This window comes from Oricola indica (assembly GCF_965227485.1).
Lineage (GTDB): Bacteria > Pseudomonadota > Alphaproteobacteria > Rhizobiales > Rhizobiaceae > Oricola > Oricola indica.
Window position 1 is genome coordinate 2405994 of sequence record NZ_OZ245747.1, and the last position, 20560, is coordinate 2426553.

The window sequence follows — 20560 nt, forward strand, 5'->3', positions numbered from 1 at the left end:
ACGGCCGCGCATCGCGCGGCCGTTTTGCCTTGGTTCTGATACCGTGCGAGGTCTCGCTCAGGCGGCTTGCGGTGTCTCATCCGGCCCGTCGGTCAGGCTGCGGACCGCCTGGTGCTGGCTCAGAAAGACCTTGCCGTTCAGGTGATTGAAGAAATCGCAGCGCTTCAGCCTATCCATGACAGGTCCTTTGACCTCGCTCATGTGGAACTGGACGCCGAGCGATTTCAGGCGCTCGTTGATCGCTTCCAGCGATTCCAGCGCGCTCATGTCGATGGCGTTGACCGCCGGGCACATCAGGATCACGTGTTTCAGTTTCGGCCGCTGCGCCACCATGTCGTAGATCCGGTCTTCGAGGTAGCGCGCATTGGCGAAGTAGAGGCTTTCATCGACGCGTACGGTCAGGATGCGATCATCGGTGATGACCTCGTGGCGCAGTACATTGCGATAGTGTTCCGTGCCCGGAACCTGGCCGACAACGGCCATGTGCGGTTTCGAGCTGCGATAAAGGTGGATCAGGATCGACAGCGCCACGCCCGCGGTCACGCCGATCTCCACGCCGATCAGCAGCGTGGCGAGGATCGTCGCGGAGACCGCGGCGAAATCGGCGCGTGAATAGGCCCAGGTTTTCTTGAGGATGGAGAAATCGACCAGCGAGAGCACGGCGACGATGATCGTCGCGGCGAGCGTCGCCTGCGGCAGATAGTAGAGAAGGGGAGTCAGGAACAGCGAGGCCATCAGAAGGCCGAGCGCGGTGAAGGCTCCGGCGGCGGGCGTTTCGGCGCCGGCGTCGAAATTCACGACCGAACGGGCGAAGCCGCCAGTAACCGGATACCCGCCGGTGAATGCGCCGCCGATATTCGCCATGCCGAGGCCGATCAGTTCCTGGTCGGGATCGATACGTTGGCGCTTCCTGGCGGCAAGCGTCTGGGCGACGGATACCGATTCCACGAACCCGATGATCGAGATCAGGACTGCCGAACCGACCAGGCTCGCCCACATGTCGGGCGAGAAGGACGGTGCGGTGAGGGGCGGCAGGCCCTGGGGCACCGCGCCGACAGTGCGTACGCCGTACTCGTCCAGCGAGAACAGCCAGGTGACCAGGGTCGTCACGGCGACGACGGCGACGGGGCCGGATTTCGCGGCGACATCGGCGAGACGGGGCTTCATGCCCCTGGCGATCAGCAGAGGTTTCAGACCCTTCCTGACCCAGAACAGCGTTGCTGTCGCGAAGACGCCGATAACCAGCGTAATCCAGTTGATGTCGCCCAGGTGTTCGGCGAGCGAAACGAGAAGCTCGAGCAGGTTGTGGCCCGATGCGCTGACACCGAGAATATGCTTGAGCTGGCTTGCGGCAATGATCATCCCTGAAGCGGTGATGAAGCCGGCAATCACCGGGTGGGAAAGGAAATTGGCCAGAAAGCCGAGCCGGAAGATGCCGAGGCCGAGCAGGAACAGGCCGGACAGGAAGGCCAGCGTGATTGCGGCGGCGATGTATTCCGGTGTCCCGGTCTGGGCGATATTGCCCACCGCGGTCGCCGTCATCAGGGACACAACCGCCACGGGACCGACTGCCAGCGCCCTGCTGGTGCCGAAGATCGCGTAGAGGACGATCGGCAGGATCGAGGCATAAATGCCCATCTGTGCCGGCAGGCCTGCGAGCAGGGCATAAGCCAGCGACTGCGGGATCAGCATGATCGTCACGATCACGGCGGCCAGCGAGTCGTTCGTGAAGGCATTGCGGTCGTAGCTCCGTCCCCAATCGAGGATCGGAATCCGGCGCGTGACCGCCGGGGGCAGTTTGACGTTCATCGGTCTGGCTTTCAGCCGGGCAGGCTTTCCAGGAGGTTGGTCATGTCGTACCCGTTGCGCGCTGCGGCGTCTCGCAGTTCCTCTTTCGGCGTTCCGGCGAGAACGCCGGAAATCGTCCAGAGCATCGTGCAGCGCGTACCGGTGCGGCAGTAGGCGAAGACGGGGCCTTCGCTGGCGGCGAGGATATCGGCGAACTGGCGGGCGGGTTCGATGCCCATGGTCGCGGAGGTCACGGGCAAGAATACGGTTTCCATGCCCGCGGCGCGCGCGGCGGCGGCGATCTGCTCGAATTCCGGCTGGCCCGCATCCTCGCCATCGGGGCGGTTGCAGACCAGCGTCCGGTAGCCGAGCCCGGCGATCGTTTTCACGTCGTCGAGCGCGATCTGCGGGCTGACCGCGAGCCTGTCGTCCAGTTTCCTGACATCCATCGGAGAATTCCTCGCCTTAGAGTGCGTTGACCGGGACCTTTAGCATCGGACGGCCGTCCTTGTCCTTCGGCACCTCGCCGGCGCGCATGTTGACCTGCAGCGACGGGATAATGAGCCTCGGCATTGAAAGCGTGGCGTCGCGTTTGGTCCGCATCTCGACGAACTCCTCTTTCGACTTGCCGCCGCCGACATGGATGTTGTGCGCTTTCTCTTCTCCAACCGAGGTCTCCCACTCGATCTCGCGACCGTTCGGTCCGTAGTCGTGGCACATGAACAGTCGCATCTCGTCGGGAAGGGCCAGAACTTTCTGGATGGAATCGTAGAGGGTCGCGGCGTCACCACCGGGGAAGTCGGCACGGGCGGAACCACCATCCGGCATGAAGAGCGTGTCGCCAACGAAAGCTGCATTGCCCATCACATGGGTCATGCAGGCCGGCGTGTGGCCCGGCGTGTAGATGGCGAAGGCCTGCAGGTTTCCGATCGTGTAGGTGTCGCCGTCCTTGAACAGGGCGTCGAACTGCGATCCGTCACGCTGAAATTCCGTGCCCTCATTGAACACCTTTCCGAAGGTGTCCTGGACGACCATGATCTTGTCGCCGATGCCGATCTTGCCGCCGAGCTTCTGCTGGATATAGGGCGCGGCCGAGAGATGGTCGGCGTGGACATGGGTCTCGATGATCCATTCGAGCTTGAGGTCGTTCGCCGTGACGTAGTTGATAAGCTCGTCGGCGTGATCGTAGGTAATGCGGCCGGCGGCGTAGTCGATGTCCATGACGGAATCGACGATTGCGCAGGCATTGCTGTCCGGATCCTTGACGATGTAGCTGATCGTGTTGGTTGCCGGGTCGAAGAAGGCCTGGACTTCGGGCTTGATGTCCATGTTCACGGGATAATTCGACATAGTGGTCTCCTTTTCCTGATGCGGTGCGACGTCGTCAGATCGTCGCGGTTTTCAAAACGGTCACCTGAAGGAAGCGCGCGGCCAGGATGCCGGCGACCATGGCGGCCATGAATATGAAGGTTTCCGGCTCTGCAAGTCCCAGCGCTGGGATCGCGCCTCCGGGGCAAAACCCGGTGATGCCCCAGCCAATGCCGAAGACCGCCGCGCCGCCGATCAGGCGGGCGTCTATCGTGCGGTTGCCCGGCACGTTGTAAGCCCGCTCGTAGCGGGGGGCGGGCATGCGGCGGAAAACGATGCGATAGCCGATTGCCGTGGTGACGAGAGCGCCGACCATGACGAGCAACAGGCTCGGGTCCCACGTGCCGGCGATATCGAAGAAATTCAGAACCTTGGCGGGGTTGGCCATGCCGGAAATGGCGATGCCGAGCCCGAAGATCGCGCCGATGACGAGTGCTGAGAAAAGACGCATGGTCACGCACCTCCCAGGACATGACGAACCACGTAGACCGTGGCGAAAGTGGAGGCCATGAAGACGCCGGTCGCAACGATCGATCGCGGCGAAACCCGGGCCATGCCGCAAACGCCGTGTCCGCTCGTGCAGCCCGAACCGAGCGTCGCGCCGAAGCCGACGATGACGCCGCCAACGATCAGGGCAAGCGAGGACGGCGGGACGTCGAAGGGGATTTCATAGCCGGTTGCCACCAACACTGCAGGCGCCAGAATCGCGCCGGCGAGAAAGGCCGCGCGCCAGGTCCAGTCGCTGGAAAACGGCGGCAGTACGCCGCCGACGATGCCGGTCATCCCGGCGATACGTCCGTGCAGGGCCATCAGCAGGACTGAAGCGATACCGATCAGCACACCGCCGACGATGGCCAGAATGGGGGTGAATTCCGTTTCCATGTCGGTTCGTATTATCCTTGTTCGTCATATGGCGTTCGCAGCCCGATTCGCGCCAACCGAATGTCCGCGGTTCCCGACTTGCTAAGCGCCGACACCTCACATATATTTACGACTACAAATATGCAAGAGCGTGAATATAAAATGGACATTACGGCTCTGGAAGACAAGATCTTCGATGCCTCGAAACTGCTGGAGATGATGGCTCATCACCAGCGGCTGAAGATTTTGTGTCTGCTGACCGACGGCGAACGAAGCGTCTGCAGCCTCGCTGACGATACCGGGCTTACCCAGCCCGCCATCTCGCATCATCTCAAGAAACTCAGGGACTCCGATCTGGTCAAGACGCGGCGCGATGCGCAGACCATCTTCTATTCCCTGAAGGGGCAGGAGGTTGAATCCGTCCTGCGGACGCTGAACGGTCTCTACTGCAACTGACGTCCGGTCTCGGCGCGGCGTGAGCGGGTACCGGGTGTTTGCATCCTCGTTGTAGGTTCCGATAAGGATGCGTTTGTCCGAAACGGGAGCTAAGTCCGGTGCAGTTCGCCTTTCTCAACGGTATTGCAATTCACTACCAGACGATCGGTGCGCCGAAGGGCAAGCCGACGCTCGTTTTTGCAAATTCGCTGGGTACGGATTTTCGCATCTGGCGCGACGTCATCGTTCGGCTGGCCGGCGATTACGCCATCCTGACCTATGACAAGCGCGGCCACGGCCTCTCGGATATCGGTGAAACACCCTACGAGATGGACGATCACGTGTCCGATCTCGAGGCGCTGCTCGATCATCTCCAGGTCCGGGATGCCATTATTTGCGGATTGTCAGTCGGGGGCGTCATCGCTCAGGGGCTCTATGCAAGACGAAAGGACCTCGTCCGGGCGTTGATCCTATGCGACACTGCGCCGAAGATCGGTGACGCGGACAGCTGGAATGCGCGCATCCGCACTGTCGAAGAAGACGGTATCGCCGCACTTGCCGACGGCATTCTCGAACGCTGGTTCACGCCGGAGTTCCGCCGCTCGGACAACGCCGAGTTCATCGGATACCGCAACATGCTGACGCGCTCGCCCGCCGCCGGATATGCCGGGACCTGCGCGGCGCTGCGCGATTGCGACTATACCGATCAGGCAAGGCAAATCGGCGTTCCGACTCTTTGCGTCGTTGGCGAAGAAGACGGCTCGACTGCGCCCGAGCTGGTGCTCGACATGGCGAAACGTATCCCCGCTGCGCGCTACGAAGTGATCGAGGACGCCGGCCACATTCCGTGCGTGGAGCAGCCCGATGCGCTGATAGCCGTCATGCGCGCCTTCATCTCGGGGCTGGACGCCGGTGGTACCTAAGCCGGGCGTGACGGCATGGGTGTGAACCAATCGTTTACCATTCCGCAGCGTAATTTCTTCCACCTTTGATCCATCAACTATTTCCTGCGCGTAGGCATGTAGGATGGGATGATCTATCGGTATGCGAGTTCCGATCCCGTCAAACAGGTGTCTGGAGTCTGATGAAAAACGCGTTTACCTCGACAAAGCGCAGGAGTGTTTACGCGGTTACGATCGTCGGGACGCTCTTTTGCATCGCGGCCACGTTTATCGTCGATTATCCGAATCTGAAGGAATTGTCGGGCTGGACGCTGCAACGGACCTTGTTGGTCGATTTTTTCCTGCCGACCTTTCTGGCCGTGCCGATTCTGTATTTCTTCATGTCCAAGATACGCCAGCTGAATTTGGCGCGCCGGGAACTGGAACTCCTGGCATCGACGGACAGCCTGACGCGCATCCTCAATCGTGGCGCATTTACCATGCTGGTTGATGCCTACCTTGAATCCGTCAACACGCACGATCCGATGCCCTCGGGCGCTTTTCTCGTGGTCGATGCGGACCACTTCAAGCTGGTTAATGACCGGCTCGGGCACACCGCGGGCGACGAGGCCCTCAAATCGATCGCCGATACGCTCATGTCCCAATTGCGCGAAAAAGACCTGGTCGGCCGTATTGGGGGAGAGGAGTTCGGGATCTTCCTCCCCAATTCCGAGCCGCATCAGGCGGAGAGCGTCGCCGAGCGCATCAGGCTCGGCGTGCGCGATATCGATTTTCGCCCGGAAGGCGATTCCTATGGCCTGTCCGTGAGTATTGGCGGGGTCACCTATGATCGTGCGACGAGTTACGACGAGTTGTTCCAGGCGGCGGACCAGCGTCTCTATGCCGCCAAGAAAGGCGGACGGGACCGGGTCGATATGGGCCTGCTCTCGGCGTTCCTCGAAAATCGGAACAACATGTCCATCGCGGCGGCGGTCCTGAGCGCCGGCTGACCGGCGCGACCGACAAAGACTGTTACAGTTGAAAAAGGCGCGGCGTCCGATAGACGCCGCGCCTTTTGTTCGTTTCCCGGCAGGATATCAGGCGTCGACGCCGCCCCAGATCTCTTCGGCGGTTTTCACGACCAGTTCCAGCTTGCGGCGCTGGTCGTCCGGCGTGATCGCGTTGCCTTCCTCGGTGGACGCGAAGCCGCATTGCGGAGCAATGCCCAGCTGGTCGATATCGGCGTATTTCGAGGCTTCCTCGAACTTCTTCTTCAGCCAGTCCATGCTTTCCAGATCGGCCGTCTTTGTCGTGATGAAGCCGGGCAGGACGCGCTGCTTGCCCTTCGGCAGCAGTTTCAGCGGTTCCAGGCCGCCAGCGCGGTCGGTGTCGTATTCCATGAAGAAGATGTCGACGCCGGTCGAGAAGATCGCCTCTGCGGCCCGATCGTAAGCGCCTTCGGCGGCATGGGTCGAGCGGAAGTTGCCGCGGCACATATGCATGCCGATCACCATGTCGTCGGGCCGGTCCTTGATCGCTTCGCGCAACATCCAGGCGTAGCGCTCGATCAGCCAGTCCGGATCCTGGCCGGCTTCCACCTTGGCTGCGCGGTGCTTCGGATCGCACAGATAGGCAACAAAGATGTCGTCCATCTGCAGATAGCGGCAGCCCGCGTCATAAAAGGCGCCGACGGCTTTCTTGTAGGTCGCGGCGAGATCGTCGAACAGAACCTGCGGGTCCTTGTATTCGGCCGGATGGATATCCTCGACCGCCGTGCGGAAATGGCAGCAGGAAGGGCCGGGGATCGAAATTTTGGGCGTCACGCTGGTGTTTTGCGCCACGAACTTAAAGTGCTCGATCATCGGGTGATCGGCAGGAAAGTCTAGCTTCTGCGTGATGGTGGGATAGATCGGACGCAGTTTCACGCCGGCGAACTGCACACCTTCGTCGCGTTCGTCGAGATCCAGGCCGGTCAGTGCGCCCATGAAATCGTAGTGCCAGAAGGAGCGGCGCATTTCGCCGTCCGTGACAGCGAGCAGGCCGACTTCCTCCTGCATGGCGATCACGTCCTTGACCGCCTCGTCCTCGACGGCCTTGAGCTCGTCGGCGGTGATCGAATGGTCCTCGTAGAACTTCTTGCGCGCGGCCTTGACCGAGTCCGGGCGTAGCAGGCTGCCGACATGGTCGGCGCGGAAGGGCGGTTTGGCTGCGGTCATCGGATTCTCCCCATGCAAGATTTTGTTCTGATATGCGCGCTTGTTACCACGCTTGCGGCCCCCCGCAACAGCTATTGCGGGATCAGACCGCATGGATCTGTGCTCACGGCCAGTCGGCGAAGCTCGGCGGCGAGAAGTCGCCGCTGTCAGGCGTGACAACGGCCATCATCTTGCGGAAACGGCCGGGGGGCAGGCCGGTCATGCGGCGGAAGAAGTTGGAAAAATGCGCCGGATCGCGAAAGCCGAGCGAATAGCTCAACTGCTTGATGGAGAGCGTGGAGCGTTCGAGACCGAGCGCGGCTTCGCGGGCGAGCCGCTCCGCGATCAGCGATTTCGGTGTCTTGTCAAGCTCGCGCACGCAGATGGCGTGGAGGCGGTCATGGGTGATGCCGAGTTCCTGAGCATAGTGACCGACCGGGTGATGCGCGCGGAAGCCCGCTTCCAGCAACTGGCGAAAGCGTTGCAGGTAATGGGCGTTGTTGCCGTGGGTGAAACTGGCGACCTCGTCGATACCGGATGCCCGAAGGATGGTGACGAGGATGATCCGCAGATGTGCGACGATCATCATGCCCGTTGCCGCCTGCGGCGTGGTCACCTCGTCAAGAATGCTGTCCAGATGCCGGCGGACGGCGTCATGCGCGCCGCGGTCGTCCTCGAAGGAGCGCACCCAGTCGCTGTCGAAAAGCGTGTGCAGGGCGGCCGACTCGAAGAAGTCTCCGATCGAGCGCACGAGCGTTTCCTCCGCTATTTCGGCAATGAAGCCAGCCGAACCGGCCTCCATGACGAGGCGAAAATCTCCGGCGGCCTGTCGCCATGCGATGGACGGGCCGGACAGCGCCGTTTCGGATCCGCGTCCCTCGATCCGGGCGTCGCCGTCTGCCAAAAGGAACAGGATATGCGCCTTTTCACCGACGCCGCGCTTGAGTGTCTCGATGCGCCTCTGAAGGCCGCTTTCGCGGCGGCTGACATAGATCGGCAGCTTGGTGAAATGCGGGAGTTCGCTGGCCATTAACCGCTTTTCCGTTTTCGGATTTCGAAGTCAATCTAGACCAAAAATACGCAATAATCGACCAATAATCCGCATTTCCTTTCGCCGCATCCGCGTTATCTTTTCTTTCAAGCCTGAATTGCGGCGTGTCAGATGAGCGCGCCCACAAAGAACCGGCCGATTTGTCGGACGAAAAAGGCATCAAGGGAGGAGGAATGCTGGAAACGGCGCTCCTGATAGACAGCAACGCGGTCTCTGCGACCGGCGGCGAGACCTTCGAACGTCTCGACCCGGTTTCGCACGAGGTCACCACGCGCGCTTCCGCCGCAAGCACGGATGATGCCGCGCGGGCCGCGAACGCTGCCGCCCGTGCTTACCCCGGATGGTCGCAGACGCCGCCGAGCGAGCGTCGCGACATCCTCTTCAACGCGGCTGATCGGCTGATCGCGCGCACGGACGATTTCGTCGAGGCGGTCATTTCGGAAACCGGCGGGACGGCCGGATGGGCGCAGTTCAATTGCCGCCTGTCGGCCAATATCCTCAAGGAAGCGGCGTCTATGGCGACGCAGGTGACGGGGGAGGTCATACCGGCCGACAAGCCGGGCTCATTTGCCATGGCCGTCCGCCAGCCTTGCGGCGTCGTCTTCTCTATGGCGCCCTGGAACGCCCCGGTCATCCTGTCGACGCGCAGTGTCGCGATGCCGCTCGCCTGCGGAAACACGGTGGTCATGAAGGCCTCCGAGCTTTGTCCTCGCACGCACGGTCTTCTCGGCGAGGTCCTGAACGAGGCGGGGCTGCCGAAGGGCTGCGTTAACGTCATCCACTCGGCGCCCGCCAAGGCGCCGGACATTGTCGAGGCGCTGATCGCGCATCCGGCGGTCCGCCGGGTCAATTTCACGGGGTCGACGCGCGTTGGCCGGATGATCGCTGAGAAAGCAGCGCGCCACCTGAAGCGCTGCCTTCTGGAACTTGGCGGCAAGGCCCCGCTGATCGTGCTCGACGATGCGGATATCGACGCGGCTGTCGATGCGGCAGTGTTCGGCGCGTTCTTTCATCAGGGCCAGATCTGCATGTCGACCGAGCGCGTCGTCATCGACGAGAGCATTGCCGACGAATTCGTGGAGAAATTTCGCGCGCGCGCCGACGCTATCCGCGCCAGTGACCCGCGCAATCCGGACTGCGTGCTGGGCGCCATGATCACCGAACAGGCGGCGCAACGCGTCAAGGGGCTGATCAACGACGCTTCGATGAAAGGCGCCACGCTGGTGACCGGCGGCCGGCAGGAAGGCGTCTTCGTCGATCCGGCCATTCTCGACAATGTCTCGCCCGCTATGCGCGTTTATCACGAGGAAAGCTTCGGACCGATCGCCTCTATCATCCGCGTCAGCGGCGACGAAGAAGCGATCTCAGTCGCGAACGATACAGAATACGGCCTTTCGGCTGCGGTTTTCAGCCGCGATGTCTCGCGGGCGCTCGCGGTCGCACAAAGGCTCGAAACCGGTATTTGCCACATCAACTCCGCGACCATCCATGACGAGCCGCAAATGCCGTTCGGTGGGGTCAAGGCGTCCGGCTACGGCCGTTTCGGCGGCAAGGCCGGGATCGAGGAATTCACGGAACTGCGCTGGATCACGATCCAGAACGGGAGGGCCCAGTATCCGATCTGACCGGATCGGACCGGGTGGAATGAAACCGACGTTCTCAAGGGAGGAACCAATGGAACGCAGAACTCTTATCAAGACCTTCGCGGCATCTCTTCTCGCCGGCGCTGTGCTGGCGGGACCGGCTCTCGCCGAAGGCTCGATCACCATCGGCGCGAGTGCGCCGAAGACCGGGCCGTTGGCGGGCGGATCGGCCGTGACCTACTGGCCGGCCATCCAGCTTTGGGTGCATGACGTCAATGAGCGCGGCGGCATCGATGTTGGCGGCGAAAAGATGAAGGTCGAACTCATCGAGTATGACGACCGCACCTCCAACGAGGAAGCGATCAAGAACATCCAGCGCCTCGCGACGGTGGACAAGGTCGACTTCATCATCCCGCCCTACGGAACCGGCATCAACCTCGCCACCGCGCCGCTGATCGCGAAATACGGCTATCCGCACATTGCGGTGACGGCCGTGACCGATGGCGTGGACGAGTTCGCCGCGCGCTGGCCGAACAGCTTCTGGACGCTGGGCACTTCCGAAGGCATGGCGACCTCGCTGGTCGATGTCATGAAGAAGATGAAGGATGCGGGCCAGATCAACGAGAAGGTCGCGGTCGTCAATGTCGCCGACGCGTTCGGCATCGAACTGGCCAATGCCGGCAAGCCGGCATTCGAAGAAGCCGGTTTCGAGATCGTCTACGAGACGTCCTATCCGCTGCAGCAACAGGACTTCGCGCCGATCATCTCCAGCGCGATGAATGCCGGCCCGGACAGCTTTGTTGCTTTCTCCTATCCGGCCGACACATTCGGCCTGACCAAGCAGGCCGCGATCGCCGAGATGCCGGTGAAGGTCTTCTACACCGGTGTCGCGACCGCGTTCCCGGCATTTGCCGGAGCCAACGGCGCGGCGGCGAACGGCGTCATGGGTGTCGGCGGCGTGAACGCGTCCACCGAAGCCTATCAGGACTTCGCGAAGCGCCAGGAAGAAGTCACGGGCGTCGCGCCTGATTTCTGGGCGAGCCCTGTGCAGTATGCCAGCCTCGAGGCTCTTGAACAGGCGATCACGGCTGCCGGCTCGATCGACAAGGCGGCTGTCATCGAGGCGCTGAACAGCGGCACCTTCGACACGATCATGGGTGAGTGGAAGTTCGACAACAACGTCATCCGCAGCTTCTGGACCGTCGGCCAGTGGCAGGACGGCGCATTCCAGGGCATCGCGTCGAAGGGCGCGGGCGGCGAGGCCGATCCGATCGTCAAGTCGGGCTGGAAGTAAGCATTCCGCTTAACCACAAAACCGGTGCGGCCTTCGCCGCACCGGCGAAAGCGAATAGAATTCTGCGATGGATATTCTGATCACGGGAACGGTGCTGGGAGGCACCTATGCGCTGATAGCGCTCGGGCTGACGCTGCAATACGGCGTCGCCCGGATCATGAATCTCGCCAACGGGGAAAACCTCGTCCTGGCGTGCTTCTGCGCGTTCTGGCTCTACACGGCCGCATCGATCAATCCCGTTATCGGCATCGCCATCATCGCGCCGGCGGCCTTCCTGCTAAACTGGCTGATCTATGTCTACGCGATGAAGCCGCTGGTCGACCGCGCGAAGAACCGAGGCCAACTGGAAGTCGACAGCATCCTCGCGACCTTCGGGCTGATGTTCATCATGCAGGGCGTGATGTTGCTGGTCTTCGGTGGCAGCTATTTCTCCTACAATTTCCTGTCCGAGCCGGTGCGCATCCTTGGCGCTAATTACGGGCTCAACCGCATCGTTGCGCTGGGCGCCGCCGTTGTGATCGCCGCTGGACTCTACCTTTTCCTCTACAGGACGCGTTACGGCACGGCGATCCGCGCAGTCTCGGTCAGCCCGTCCTCCGCGAGCCTTGTCGCCATCAACGTGCCGCGCGCTTCGGCCTTCGCTTTCGCGCTGGGTGGCGCTCTGACGGCCGCCGGTGGCGCGCTGTTGTCGACTTTCTACACCTTCAACTCGTCAATGGGCGTGATCTTCACCATGAAGGCGCTGATCATCGTGATCATGGGCGGTGTGGGCGACGTGCGCGGTGCGGTCCTGGCGGCTTTGCTGCTCGGCCTCGCGGAAACCGCCGTGGCGAGCCTGATCGACCCCGGCCTGACGCTGGCGGCGACTTATACGCTGTTCATCATCGTGCTGCTGATCCGTCCGCAGGGTATCTTCGGAAGGCAGACAGCATGACCCGGTTCAGCGAAAAGGAACAGCGTGTCGCTGCCTTCGCCCTGCTTGGTTTTGGCGCTGCGGCGGCGATTCCGCTCGTCGATGACGGTTATTACCTCTCGCTCTCGGTCAACATCGCCATGTACGCCGTGCTTTGCACCGCCTGGACGCTGTTTTCCGGACCGACGCATTACATTTCGCTGGCCACGGCTGCGTTTTTCGGGATCGGCACCTATACGGTTGGGCTGGGTATTGACAGCCTGCCATTCCCGCTCCTGCTGGCGATCGCGGGCATTGCGGCTGCCATTCTGGCGGGGCTCGTCGGCGTGGCGACGCTGCGCTTGTCCGGCGTGTACTTCGTTATCTTCACGCTTGGCCTTGCGGAACTCGTGCGCCAGGTCGTGACGTGGCTGCAGACCAATTTCACCACGTCGGTCGGTCTCTATGTCTTTACCGACATGACGGAGAAGCACATCTTCTGGATGCTGCTCGCACTGGCCGCGATCGTTTACGCGACCGGATGGCTGATCAACCGTTCGCGGCTGGGTTTCGCCATGCGGATCATCGGCAATGACGAAACGGTTGCACGCCATGTCGGCATCGACGTCGCGCGCTCCAAGGTCATCCTGTTCATGGTCTCCGGCGCGTTCATCGGCATAACCGGCGCGATCCTCGCGCCGCGTTTCGCCTATGTCGAACCGCCATCCGCCTTCAATCCGGTGATCTCGTTCCAGGTGGTGATCATGGCGCTGCTCGGCGGAACCGGCCGGCTTTGGGCGCCGTTGCTCGGGGTAATTCCCTTCACGATCCTGTTCGACAGGATCTCGTCGAGTTTCCCGAACCACACCAGCCTCCTGATCGGCGTCGCCTTCATGGCTATCGTCTACTTCCTGCCGCGCGGCGTGATCGGGCTGATCGAGGATTTTCGCAAGCCTCGTGCCGGCAAGGCAGGCGCGGTGGCGCCAGTGCCGGAGGCGGCGGAATGACGGGCAGGGCGCTTCTTTCGGTCGAGACGGTTCGCAAGGCGTTCGGCGGCCTCGTCGCTGTCAACGATGTCGATTTCACGGTCAAGCAAAGCGAACTGATTGGCCTGATCGGGCCGAACGGCTCCGGCAAGACGACCATGATGAACCTCATCTCCGGCGCGCTGAAACCGACGTCCGGGACAATCCGTCTCGACGGAGAGGCGATATCCGGCTTGCCGGCGCACAAGATTTCGCAGCGCGGCGTTGCGCGGACCTTCCAACTCGTGCGCATCCTGCCGTCGCTGAGCGCGGTGGAGAATGTGATCGCGGGCGCGGTGTTCGGCCATATTCGCGCCTGGGGCGACGATGCCTACCGCGAGGCGGAAGTCCTGCTGGAGCGGGTCGGTCTCGGCGGGCGTGGTTCCGCGCCGACCGGATCGATGACCTATATCGACCAGAAGCGGCTTGAACTGGCGCGGGCGCTGGCATCGAATCCGCGTCTTCTCCTGCTTGACGAATGGCTCGCCGGTCTCAATCCGAGCGAACTCAAGATCGGCATCGAACTGATCCGCGACCTGCGCGAGGACGGGCGTACGATCATCATGGTGGAGCACGTCATGGATGCAATCCGCTCGCTCTGCGACCGCTGCGTCGTGATGTCCAGCGGCGTGAAAATCGCGGACGGTTCGGTGCATGACGTCCTGAACCAGCCCGAGGTCGTCACGGCATATCTGGGAGCCGACGATGCTTGAAGTCCGAGGACTGTCCGTCTCCTACGGCGCGCACCGGGCGCTCGAAAACGTGTCGATCCGCGTCGCGAAGGGGGAAATCTGTGTGATCCTCGGCGCAAACGGCGCGGGCAAGAGTTCGCTTCTGAAAGCGATCGGCGGCCTGGTTGCCGCGAACGGCGGTACGCAAATCCTCGTCGATGGCGAAGAGATCACAAATGCCAAGCCGCACAGGATCGTGGAGGCGGGGCTGGCCCTGGTGCCGGAGGGCCGCGGCATCTTCGGCGAGATGACGGTGGCCGAGAACCTGCAACTCGGCGCATACGGCCCGCAGGCACGCAAGCACGAGGCGAAACGCCGCGAGGAGATCCTGCGACTGTTTCCGCGCCTCGGCGAACGCCGTTCCCAGATCGCGCGGACCATGAGCGGCGGCGAGCAGCAGATGGTCGCCATCGGCCGCGCGCTGATGTCCAACCCGTCGATCCTCATGCTGGACGAGCCGTCGCTCGGCCTGTCGCCTTTGCTGACAAAGGATCTGTTCAAGTCACTGAAGGCGGTGCGCGAAACCGGCGTCGGGATCCTTCTGGTCGAACAGAACGCCAAGCAGAGCCTCGCAATCGCGGACCGTGGCTACCTGATCGAGAACGGGCACATCACGGGCGAGGGTACGGGCGCCGAACTGATCCGCGATCCGGCGGTTCAGGCGGCGTATCTCGGAGGTGCGGCATCCGCACCCACAATGCCGCCAGCGCGCTACGACATCGCCGATATCGGTTTGCTCAATGACGCAGAGGACGACTCCGTTGCGACATTGGTGGAGCGCGCGACACGCATACAGCGCAATCATGTCGTGACGCTTCGCGAGGGCTCGAACGGCCACGCCAACGGGCATGGTCATCCGGTCGCACAACAATTGGAGAGGGGGGGAGAACCGATCATCATGTCCAGCCAGGCCAGTGAACTCAGCAGGCGGGCGGCGGATTTCGCCGATAAGGCAGTGCGCCGCCAGCGTGCGCATGTCGAAGCCAATCGCGTGGTGATCCAGTCAGTCCCCGATCCGAAGCAGTCTGCTCCGAGGCTATCCGCGCCTTCTGGCGCTGTTCACGTGTCCGCCCCGGTCGCGCCCGACCTTCCGGTTGCCGAATTCGTGAGGCGCGCGGAGGCGATCCACAGGAACCACGTGAGCGCCGTCCGGGATGCCAATCCGATATCCCGGCACGTCAACGGCGATGGCGGGAAGATCAAGCTGAAAGGCAAGCGAAAGAAGCTCGCAAAGAAAGCCGCAAAATTGGCCCGAAAGGCCGAGAAACTCGCCGAAAAGGCGATGCGATAATTATTCGACGAAACCAGGAATGGAGAATGAGATGGCTCGCGTAATGGATGGAATGTATATCGGAGGCGGCTGGACGACCAAGTCGGAGACCTTCCCTGACTACAACCCTTCGGATGGATCGATCTGGGCGAATGTCCCGGATGCTTCGGTCGAGGACACGAGGAAAGCGATCGAGGCGGCGCATGAGGCGTTTCCCGAGTGGGCGGCCATGCCGTTCAACCAGCGTTCGCATCTCCTGATCAAAGCCGGCGAGATCTTCGAGAAACGCCGCCAGGAAATCGCCGAGGCGGTGATGGCCGAGGGCGGCGGCTGGTTCGGCAAGGCGATGTTCGAGACCGGCTACACGGCCGAACTCTTCCCGGCTGCCGCAGCCGCCAATTACGGCTCGATCGGCGATGTCATGCCGTCGGAATACGGAAAGCTGTCCATGGCTGTCCGGCGTCCGATGGGTGTCGTATCCGTGATCAGTCCCTGGAACTTCCCGCTTATCCTGACCGGTCGCGGCATGTTGTTCCCGCTGGTCGCCGGCAACACGATCGTGCTCAAGCCGTCAGAGGACACGCCCTATATCGGCGGCCTGCTCTGGGCGGAGGTTTTCGAGGAAGCCGGTCTGCCGAAGGGCGTGCTCAATGTCGTCACCTGTTCGCGCGAAAGCGTCGCCGCGGTCGGAGACGAGCTGATCGAGAACCCGCTGGTCAAGGGCATATCGTTCACCGGATCGACGGCTGTCGGTCGGCTGGTTTCGGCCAAGGCCGGCGCACATCTGAAGAAGTGCTGCGTGGAGCTTGGCGGCAAGAACTCGATGATCGTGTGCGACGATGCGGACATGGAGCGCGCCGTACAGGCGGCGAATTTCGGTTCGTTCATGCACCAGGGGCAGATCTGCATGTCGATCGAACGCCTGATCGTTCACGAGGATGTCTATGACGACTTCATCGAGAAGTTTATTCCGCGCGTGAAGAAACTGACGGTCGGCGAAACGACGCAGAAGGAAAACATCCTCGGCCCGGTTATCAACGACCGCGCCGCCGAAAGGATCAAGCGCCATTTCGACGACGCCAAGGCCAAGGGTGCGACCGTGCTCGCCGGTGGCGATATCGACGGGCGCTTCATCAGCCCGACCGTGTTCGCCAATGTCACGCCGGACATGCTGATGTACCAGGAAGAAACATTCGGTCCGGTCTGCTCAATCTTCAAGGTCTCGAGCGACGAGGAAGCGGTGCGGCTCGCCAATGACAGCGAATACGGCCTGACGGCCGGCGTGATGTCCGAAGACGAGGGAAGGGCGCTCGCGATCGTCAACGGTCTCGACACGGGGAACTGCCACGTCAACTGCTCGCCCGTGAACGACGAGCCGCATGTCCCGTTCGGTGGCTTCAAGGCATCCGGTTCGGGCAAGCATGGCGGCAGGTGGTCGATGGAGACATTCACCGAAACGCGCTGGATCACGCTCGATCGCGGCGGACGGCCGTTCCCGCCGGTCTTCTAAGGCTGCTGGATCGAATTGAAGAACGCCGGGCCTCGACCCGGCGTTTTTTGTTTGGCTGCCTCAGTCCGGCAGGACACGCACATCGAGTAGCGCTGTGCGCCGGTTTTCACGCACGACCTTCAGCGCCTGTTCCAGAACCTTAGGAAGCTCCGCAGGGTCGGTGACCTTGCGCGCCCATGCGCGGCTGGCTGCAGCCGTGTTGGTGAAGTCGGGCGAGGGTTTCAGGGCCGTCAGCGGCATTTCATTGGCGCGCGAGGCGAAGCCGCTCGGGTACATGCCGGTGACTGAAGCACGCACGGCGCCCCATTCCTCGTTGTTGAGGATGATGATCAGCACTGGCAGTTCGAGCGCCTCGGCGATCTGGTGGCAGGCCGTGGGGTTGGAGAACATGTAAGAGCCGTCGCCCATCGTGGCGACGCAGACGCGGTCCGGATCGGCAAGCTGGGCGCCCAGCGCCGCAGGAAAACTCCATCCGAGGCCGCCGGAATGCGGCTCCTGGAACCAGGAATTGTGGTCGGTGCGTTTCAGTGTGCCAAGCGACGTCCCGAGTTCGGAAAAGACGCTCGACTTGATGCCGTCCAGCGCCTCGCCGAGGCAATGGCTGACATGGGCCTTGGTGATGCCGCGTGCCGTGTCCGATGTCGCCTTTTCGGCGAGCGTTTCGCGATTATGCTGCGAAGCCGCCGCGAGATGTTGGCGGCGGGCGGCGATCGCGCTGTCGTCGCGCCAAAGCTCCGCCATGGCGTCGATCAGTGCCGGAACGGTCAACGAAGTTTCACCCGCAATCGTGAGATCGGAGGGGAAATTGCGGACCGGGAAACGGCTGAAAACGGGATCCGGACCGATATTGATTACTTTTGCACCCTCGTTGAGCTTGTGCTTGTCGGGCCACCAGGGGGCGATGCAGTTGAGCACCACGACGACATCCGCCTTCTCCATCCACGGCCCCGGGTCGGCGCCGACATGGCAGGGATGGTCGGTCGCGATCGCGAGATGCGTCGCCCACCATGAGCAGACGGCGATGCCCCAGTCCTCCGCCCATTTCGCGAAGGCCTTGAAGCTCTTTCGGTCGCCCGCGCCGCGTTGCGCGATGACGAGCGGGTTCTTCGCTTCGGCAAGCCACTTTGCGGCGGTTGCGATATCGGCGGGATTGGCGGCGCCTGTGACCGGCTGGATCGTCGTCGGCCCTTCAAGGCCGTCGCGGGGTGTCGGCTCGCACAATGTTTCGCGCGGCAGCGACAGATAGACCGGACCCTTCGGCGTCGAGTTGGCGATGGAATGCGCGCGGTCCAGCAGGCCGGCGATCTGCTCGGGGAACTTCAGTTCGTAGTCCCACTTGCAGGATTCTCGCACCAGAGCGGTCTGGTCGCGCATTTCCTGCCCCCAGCCGATCGGGACTGTCCGTGCGCCGAAACGGTCCGCCTCCGTCACCGGCGTGCGGCCGGACATCAGCAGCATCGGGATCTGTTCGCAGGCGGCGTTGATGGCACCTGTCGCGCCGTTCGAAAGGCCGACATTGGTGTGCAGCATGACGGCCTGTGCCTTGCCGCTCATCAGGTAGTAGCCATGCGCCATGCCGAGCGCCGCGTGCTCGTGCGGGATAATGAGCGCCTTCGGCAGATCGATATCCTTGGCGGCGGCCTCGGCCAGCCCCTCGATGATCGGTGGAAAATCCGTGCCTGAATTGGCGAAGACGTAGTCGACGCCGAGGGCTTTCAGGCGCGTGAAAATCGCACCGCCAGCCGTAATGTCACCCGAAGCAGTGTGCTTCATCCGTTCAACCTCGGTCCTGTTTCTTCGTTATCCGCTCAGAAGCCGTGGCAACCAGAGCGTTATTGCCGGGAAAGCCAGAAGAATGGCCACCCGGATCATTTCCGCGGCGAAGAATGGCATAACACCCTTAAAAGTTTCACTCATGGGCGTGTCTTTTGCCAAGGCGGAGATAACGAAGACGTTCATACCCACCGGGGGCGTAATAAGCCCCAGTTCGACAACGATGAGTGCGAGGATGCCAAACCATATCTTCAACTCCTCGGAGCTCATTCCAAAGCCCGCGCCTTCCGCGCCCTGGTAGATGCCGCCATTCAACTCCAGCAGCACCGGCCAGAAGAAAGGAATGACGAGAAGAATCATCGAGAGGCTGTCCATCAGGCAGCCGAGCAGGATCAACGCCAGGAGCAAAAGGACGAGCACGAGCATCGGCTCGAAACCGGAATTGACCATCCATTCGGCGGTTGCCTGCGGCAGGCCGATGCGGCTCATGAAAATCTTCATCAGTTCCGCGCCGAGCAGGATCAGATAGATCATGCCAGTCGTGCCGGCCGTCTCCTTGAGGGAGTCCATGAGTTCGCGGATGCCGATCGTACGCGTGAAGATACCATAGATCCAGACCAGCGCCACGCCCACCGCCGCGGCCGGCGTCGGGTTGAAGAAACCCCCATAGATCCCGCCGAGGACAAGACCGAAGATGATCATGACCGGGATCAGGCCGATGGTGGCGTCCCTGAACTCGCCGACATTGACGCCAGTGTGACGTGGTCCGGCGTCCGGCTTGATGGCGACGTAGATCGCAATCGTCAGTATGAACAGGACGACCGCGAGCAGGCCGGGCAGCATTGCCGCAGCGAACATGGTCACGATGTTCGCTTCGACGATCAGCGCATAGATGATCAACACCACCGAAGGCGGGATCAGGATGCCGAGCACGCCGCCGGCGGCCAGCGATCCGGTTGCCAATGCGCCCGAATAGTTGAAGCGCCGCAACTCGGGCAGGGCGACCTTGCCCATCGTGGAAGCGGTAGCCAATGACGAGCCGCAGACCGCGCCAAAGCCCGCACAGCCTGCAATGGCGGCCATTGCCGTGCCGCCGCGCATCCATCCGAGCCATGCATTGGCGCCGCGAAACAGCGCTTGGCTGAGACCGGCGCGCGACGCAAGCGCACCCATCAGCACGAACATGGGGACGACCGAGAGCCCGTAATTGGAGAACACGCCCCAGCCGAGCGTCTTCAACTGGCTCAGGACGAGGAGCGGGCCGTTTATGAGCATGACGCCGACGCCGCCGACAAGGATCATGGCGTAGGCGATCGGAATTCGGATCGCAATCAGCGCGATGAGAACGATGAGGCCCGTGACGCCGAGAGTGATGGGGTCCATCGTGCTAGTCCTTGACCATGGCGTTCAGGGAATTGACCACCGATGCGAAGCTGGCGAGAACCAGCAGGGCAAGCGAGAGCAGGCATGCGCCGTATGCCCACCACAGCGGTATCTGCAATATTGCCGTCGAGGTCTCGTATGTGCGCTGGTCGAGCATGCCGTAATACATGCGCCAGAGCAGCAGCCCTCCGAAACCCAGGGCCACCAGCGCACCGAGCAGCGAGAAGACCGCAAGCCAGAAGCGCGACGCAGCGGCCGTGAAAATGTCGGCGGTGACGTTGAGCCCGGCGATCTGGCAGTAGGGAAGGAAAGCGAATGCGGCGATGGCAACGCCGAGTTCCGTGATTTCGAAGTCGCCCGGCAGCGACTTGTTCATGACCGCAGCGGCGACCACGGATGCGACGTTGAAAACAACGACGGCCAGCAGAACAAATCCTCCGAGGATCGCCCAGCCGGTGGACAAGCGAAGGACGAGGCTGTGAAGCCTCGTCCCGGATTCGACATTGGATGCCATATCGTT

General features: G+C 62.2%; 20 protein-coding genes. 10 read left to right on the forward strand and 10 right to left on the reverse strand.

Features of this window, described 5'->3' with window-relative positions; genetic code table 11:
* Window positions 1-57: 57 nt before the first annotated feature.
* Genes ACQK2M_RS12075 through ACQK2M_RS12095 form a run of 5 tightly spaced genes read right to left on the reverse strand, consistent with a single transcriptional unit; the run spans window position 58 to window position 4038 of the window.
* Window positions 58-1809 carry a SulP family inorganic anion transporter gene (locus tag ACQK2M_RS12075; RefSeq protein WP_425418014.1) on the reverse strand — a complete coding sequence of 584 codons (1752 nt, stop codon included), beginning with the start codon at window positions 1807-1809 and terminating at the stop codon, window positions 58-60.
* Between the two features lie 11 nt (window positions 1810-1820).
* Window positions 1821-2237, reverse strand: coding sequence for a TIGR01244 family sulfur transferase (locus tag ACQK2M_RS12080; RefSeq protein WP_425418015.1), 417 nt, complete (start codon window positions 2235-2237; stop codon window positions 1821-1823).
* A gap of 16 nt (window positions 2238-2253) precedes the next feature.
* Complete coding sequence (locus ACQK2M_RS12085; protein ID WP_425418016.1) at window positions 2254-3138, reverse strand: MBL fold metallo-hydrolase; 885 nt, start codon at window positions 3136-3138, stop codon at window positions 2254-2256.
* Between the two features lie 34 nt (window positions 3139-3172).
* Window positions 3173-3607 carry a DUF6691 family protein gene (locus ACQK2M_RS12090; RefSeq protein WP_425418017.1) on the reverse strand — a complete coding sequence of 145 codons (435 nt, stop codon included), beginning with the start codon at window positions 3605-3607 and terminating at the stop codon, window positions 3173-3175.
* Between the two features lie 2 nt (window positions 3608-3609).
* Window positions 3610-4038 (reverse strand): YeeE/YedE family protein, encoded by a 429-nt coding sequence (locus ACQK2M_RS12095; protein ID WP_425418018.1) that lies wholly within the window; start codon window positions 4036-4038, stop codon window positions 3610-3612.
* A gap of 141 nt (window positions 4039-4179) precedes the next feature.
* Between ACQK2M_RS12095 and ACQK2M_RS12100 the strand changes: the two genes are divergently transcribed.
* From ACQK2M_RS12100 to ACQK2M_RS12110, 3 genes are all read left to right on the forward strand, one after another.
* Window positions 4180-4473 carry an ArsR/SmtB family transcription factor gene (locus tag ACQK2M_RS12100; protein ID WP_223475215.1) on the forward strand — a complete coding sequence of 98 codons (294 nt, stop codon included), beginning with the start codon at window positions 4180-4182 and terminating at the stop codon, window positions 4471-4473.
* A gap of 98 nt (window positions 4474-4571) precedes the next feature.
* Window positions 4572-5375: a 3-oxoadipate enol-lactonase gene (gene pcaD, locus ACQK2M_RS12105; protein WP_425418019.1), complete on the forward strand. Its 804-nt coding sequence runs from the start codon at window positions 4572-4574 to the stop codon at window positions 5373-5375.
* 161 nt (window positions 5376-5536) lie between these two features.
* Window positions 5537-6343 carry a GGDEF domain-containing protein gene (locus ACQK2M_RS12110; protein WP_223475213.1) on the forward strand — a complete coding sequence of 269 codons (807 nt, stop codon included), beginning with the start codon at window positions 5537-5539 and terminating at the stop codon, window positions 6341-6343.
* Window positions 6344-6430: 87 nt separating this feature from the next.
* On the opposite strand, the gene ACQK2M_RS12115 is transcribed toward ACQK2M_RS12110, so the two are convergent.
* Together ACQK2M_RS12115 and ACQK2M_RS12120 are read right to left on the reverse strand one after the other, a co-directional pair.
* Window positions 6431-7549, reverse strand: coding sequence for a 5-methyltetrahydropteroyltriglutamate--homocysteine S-methyltransferase (locus ACQK2M_RS12115; RefSeq protein WP_425418020.1), 1119 nt, complete (start codon window positions 7547-7549; stop codon window positions 6431-6433).
* A 103-nt stretch (window positions 7550-7652) separates the two neighbouring features.
* The gene (locus ACQK2M_RS12120; protein ID WP_425418021.1) at window positions 7653-8558 is read right to left on the reverse strand and encodes a helix-turn-helix domain-containing protein; all 906 of its coding nucleotides are present in this window, start codon (window positions 8556-8558) and stop codon (window positions 7653-7655) included.
* 194 nt (window positions 8559-8752) lie between these two features.
* Between ACQK2M_RS12120 and ACQK2M_RS12125 the strand changes: the two genes are divergently transcribed.
* The 7 genes from ACQK2M_RS12125 to ACQK2M_RS12155 all read left to right on the forward strand — a co-directional run bounded on the left by ACQK2M_RS12125 (window position 8753) and on the right by ACQK2M_RS12155 (window position 16884).
* Entirely contained in the window at window positions 8753-10204 is a 1452-nt protein-coding gene (locus ACQK2M_RS12125; RefSeq protein ID WP_425418022.1) for an aldehyde dehydrogenase, read from the forward strand.
* 49 nt (window positions 10205-10253) lie between these two features.
* Window positions 10254-11456, forward strand: coding sequence for an amino acid ABC transporter substrate-binding protein (locus tag ACQK2M_RS12130; protein ID WP_425418023.1), 1203 nt, complete (start codon window positions 10254-10256; stop codon window positions 11454-11456).
* Window positions 11457-11523: 67 nt separating this feature from the next.
* A complete protein-coding gene (locus ACQK2M_RS12135; RefSeq protein ID WP_223475208.1) occupies window positions 11524-12390 on the forward strand; it encodes a branched-chain amino acid ABC transporter permease in 867 nt (288 codons plus the stop codon).
* Window positions 12387-13355 (forward strand): branched-chain amino acid ABC transporter permease, encoded by a 969-nt coding sequence (locus ACQK2M_RS12140; RefSeq protein ID WP_425418024.1) that lies wholly within the window; start codon window positions 12387-12389, stop codon window positions 13353-13355. The genes ACQK2M_RS12135 and ACQK2M_RS12140 overlap by 4 nt, the downstream gene beginning before the upstream one ends.
* Window positions 13352-14086 (forward strand): ABC transporter ATP-binding protein, encoded by a 735-nt coding sequence (locus tag ACQK2M_RS12145; protein ID WP_425418025.1) that lies wholly within the window; start codon window positions 13352-13354, stop codon window positions 14084-14086. Before ACQK2M_RS12140 ends, ACQK2M_RS12145 begins: the two co-directional genes overlap by 4 nt.
* Complete coding sequence (locus tag ACQK2M_RS12150; RefSeq protein WP_425418026.1) at window positions 14079-15395, forward strand: ABC transporter ATP-binding protein; 1317 nt, start codon at window positions 14079-14081, stop codon at window positions 15393-15395. The genes ACQK2M_RS12145 and ACQK2M_RS12150 overlap by 8 nt, the downstream gene beginning before the upstream one ends.
* Before the next feature lie 31 nt (window positions 15396-15426).
* The gene (locus tag ACQK2M_RS12155) at window positions 15427-16884 is read left to right on the forward strand and encodes an aldehyde dehydrogenase family protein (RefSeq protein ID WP_425418027.1); all 1458 of its coding nucleotides are present in this window, start codon (window positions 15427-15429) and stop codon (window positions 16882-16884) included.
* A 60-nt stretch (window positions 16885-16944) separates the two neighbouring features.
* Here the strand turns inward: ACQK2M_RS12155 and ACQK2M_RS12160 are convergent, their stop codons facing one another.
* The 3 genes from ACQK2M_RS12160 to ACQK2M_RS12170 are packed head-to-tail and all read right to left on the reverse strand — an operon-like array spanning window position 16945 to window position 20554.
* A complete protein-coding gene (locus ACQK2M_RS12160; protein WP_425418028.1) occupies window positions 16945-18657 on the reverse strand; it encodes a thiamine pyrophosphate-requiring protein in 1713 nt (570 codons plus the stop codon).
* A 27-nt stretch (window positions 18658-18684) separates the two neighbouring features.
* On the reverse strand, window positions 18685-20040 hold the full coding sequence (locus tag ACQK2M_RS12165; protein ID WP_425418029.1) for a TRAP transporter large permease: 1356 nt from the start codon (window positions 20038-20040) through the stop codon (window positions 18685-18687).
* Window positions 20041-20044: 4 nt separating this feature from the next.
* A complete protein-coding gene (locus tag ACQK2M_RS12170) occupies window positions 20045-20554 on the reverse strand; it encodes a TRAP transporter small permease (protein WP_223475202.1) in 510 nt (169 codons plus the stop codon).
* Between the last annotated feature and the right edge of the window lie 6 nt (window positions 20555-20560).

What these genes read in the sequence shown, in the direction of transcription:
- ACQK2M_RS12075 (WP_425418014.1), bottom strand. Translation starts at nt 1,809, where the DNA reads ATGAACGTCAAACTGCCCCCGGCGGTCACGCGCCGGATTCCGATCCTC.
- ACQK2M_RS12080 (WP_425418015.1), bottom strand. Translation starts at nt 2,237, where the DNA reads ATGGATGTCAGGAAACTGGACGACAGGCTCGCGGTCAGCCCGCAGATC.
- ACQK2M_RS12085 (WP_425418016.1), bottom strand. Translation starts at nt 3,138, where the DNA reads ATGTCGAATTATCCCGTGAACATGGACATCAAGCCCGAAGTCCAGGCC.
- ACQK2M_RS12090 (WP_425418017.1), bottom strand. Translation starts at nt 3,607, where the DNA reads ATGCGTCTTTTCTCAGCACTCGTCATCGGCGCGATCTTCGGGCTCGGC.
- ACQK2M_RS12095 (WP_425418018.1), bottom strand. Translation starts at nt 4,038, where the DNA reads ATGGAAACGGAATTCACCCCCATTCTGGCCATCGTCGGCGGTGTGCTG.
- ACQK2M_RS12100 (WP_223475215.1), top strand. Translation starts at nt 4,180, where the DNA reads ATGGACATTACGGCTCTGGAAGACAAGATCTTCGATGCCTCGAAACTG.
- ACQK2M_RS12110 (WP_223475213.1), top strand. Translation starts at nt 5,537, where the DNA reads ATGAAAAACGCGTTTACCTCGACAAAGCGCAGGAGTGTTTACGCGGTT.
- ACQK2M_RS12115 (WP_425418020.1), bottom strand. Translation starts at nt 7,549, where the DNA reads ATGACCGCAGCCAAACCGCCCTTCCGCGCCGACCATGTCGGCAGCCTG.
- ACQK2M_RS12120 (WP_425418021.1), bottom strand. Translation starts at nt 8,558, where the DNA reads ATGGCCAGCGAACTCCCGCATTTCACCAAGCTGCCGATCTATGTCAGC.
- ACQK2M_RS12125 (WP_425418022.1), top strand. Translation starts at nt 8,753, where the DNA reads ATGCTGGAAACGGCGCTCCTGATAGACAGCAACGCGGTCTCTGCGACC.
- ACQK2M_RS12130 (WP_425418023.1), top strand. Translation starts at nt 10,254, where the DNA reads ATGGAACGCAGAACTCTTATCAAGACCTTCGCGGCATCTCTTCTCGCC.
- ACQK2M_RS12135 (WP_223475208.1), top strand. Translation starts at nt 11,524, where the DNA reads ATGGATATTCTGATCACGGGAACGGTGCTGGGAGGCACCTATGCGCTG.
- ACQK2M_RS12140 (WP_425418024.1), top strand. Translation starts at nt 12,387, where the DNA reads ATGACCCGGTTCAGCGAAAAGGAACAGCGTGTCGCTGCCTTCGCCCTG.
- ACQK2M_RS12145 (WP_425418025.1), top strand. Translation starts at nt 13,352, where the DNA reads ATGACGGGCAGGGCGCTTCTTTCGGTCGAGACGGTTCGCAAGGCGTTC.
- ACQK2M_RS12150 (WP_425418026.1), top strand. Translation starts at nt 14,079, where the DNA reads ATGCTTGAAGTCCGAGGACTGTCCGTCTCCTACGGCGCGCACCGGGCG.
- ACQK2M_RS12155 (WP_425418027.1), top strand. Translation starts at nt 15,427, where the DNA reads ATGGCTCGCGTAATGGATGGAATGTATATCGGAGGCGGCTGGACGACC.
- ACQK2M_RS12160 (WP_425418028.1), bottom strand. Translation starts at nt 18,657, where the DNA reads ATGAAGCACACTGCTTCGGGTGACATTACGGCTGGCGGTGCGATTTTC.
- ACQK2M_RS12165 (WP_425418029.1), bottom strand. Translation starts at nt 20,040, where the DNA reads ATGGACCCCATCACTCTCGGCGTCACGGGCCTCATCGTTCTCATCGCG.
- ACQK2M_RS12170 (WP_223475202.1), bottom strand. Translation starts at nt 20,554, where the DNA reads ATGGCATCCAATGTCGAATCCGGGACGAGGCTTCACAGCCTCGTCCTT.